At 46.1% G+C, this 1,441-nt stretch carries 2 protein-coding genes; both read left to right on the top strand.

Going from position 1 to position 1,441, the window contains the following annotated elements:
* Positions 1-51: 51 nt before the first annotated feature.
* Positions 52-435, top strand: a complete 384-nt coding sequence (locus H3001_RS19065) for an ISAon1 family transposase N-terminal region protein (RefSeq protein ID WP_181215792.1) — start codon at positions 52-54, stop codon at positions 433-435.
* Between the two features lie 28 nt (positions 436-463).
* Positions 464-1,399: an ISAon1 family transposase gene (locus H3001_RS19060; RefSeq protein WP_181215793.1), complete on the top strand. Its 936-nt coding sequence runs from the start codon at positions 464-466 to the stop codon at positions 1,397-1,399.
* Positions 1,400-1,441: the final 42 nt, after the last annotated feature.

The following is a 1,441-nucleotide window of genomic DNA, read 5'->3' as shown; positions in this document are numbered from 1 at the left end:
GGCTCAGTTTGAAAATTTGGGGGGTTAGGTTAAAAACCTTAATTTTGCGTCATGAAGCAAAAAGAGAAAATCCCCGTTAGTCCTTTAGAGTTGTTGAGCCTTTTCCTTCCAGTAGGCATGCTCGAGTATTTTGATCTGGTCGGTCACATTTCGCAAGATACGTGCTTCATTCTTTTTTTGAAGGAGAAAGCCAGGATTCCCCAGGAATTGTCCCATCTTCATCTGCATTCCAAAGGATTCTTTCCGGAAATAGAGGTACAGGATTTTCCAATCCGCGGTAAAGCCGTATATCTTCGAATCAAGCGCCGTCGTTGGGAAGATCCTTCCACGGGTATGACGTACAGCCGTGACTGGAATCTGGTTGCCTCCGGTACTCGCATCACTGCAGAGTTCGGAGCTTTTTTAAAAGAACTACTTAGACACTCATGCGGTTAGCTGCCAGAGTGTTGCAGACCATTACGGTCTGGACGGCAAGCAGCTGCAGAACCAGTACAAGGATCATCTGAGTACCTATCACAACTGGAACCAGTTTGCCCATGCGGAAGATTATATCATCTATCCCAAGAACATCGGATATCATCTGTGCATCGATGAAACTGCGCTCAGCAAGGGAGAACTTTATACCGTACTGATAAACAGGGACAGAAAAGGACGAAAAGGATCCATTGTAGCCGTCATCAGGGGTACAAAGGCGGAAGATGTGATAAAGGTACTCATGCTCATTGGCCCAGAACTGCGGCACATGGTGAAGGAAGTCACCCTTGACATGGCAAACAGCATGCAGAAAATTGTGAGAAGATGCTTTCCAGGAGCCCTGCAGGTGATTGACCGCTTCCATGTATCCAAACTGGTCTATGAAGCCGTTCAGGACCTGCGCATAGCCTACCGCTGGCAAGTCATGAAGGATGAAAACAAAGCCATCAGGGAATCCAAAGCAAGGGGTATCCTCTATGAACCTGAGGTGTTCAGCAATGGGGACACGCTCAGACAACTGCTCGCCAGAAGCCGGTACCTGCTTTTCAAGGCACCCGGCAAATGGACCGAAAGACAGAAGGAAAGGGCGGAAATCCTGTTCAGGAAATTCCCGGATCTGAAAGATGTATACTATTATGCCCTGAGGCTGGGAAAAATATTCACTGACTACAAGGATAGGGATGTGGCGCGAGCTAAACTGGCACTGTGGTACAACGAAATCGAAGAATACGGATATGAAACCTTTACCACCGTAGCAAACTCTATTGAGAATCATTACGAAAGAATACTTAACTATTTTGTCAACCGTAGTACCAATGCTGCGGCCGAGGCCTTCAATGCAAAGATAAAAGCATTCAGGGCATCATTCAGAGGAGTCGTGGATACAAGATTCTTTCTCTTCAGGCTAGCCAATGTATATGCTTAAAAAGATTACTATTGTTAATCCCCCAAGATTTTATACTGAGCC

Source organism: Phocaeicola faecicola (assembly GCF_013618865.1).
Lineage (GTDB): Bacteria > Bacteroidota > Bacteroidia > Bacteroidales > Bacteroidaceae > Phocaeicola > Phocaeicola faecicola.
The sequence above is the reverse complement of the archived record's forward strand: the minus strand, read 5'-3'. Positions and strand labels throughout refer to the sequence as shown.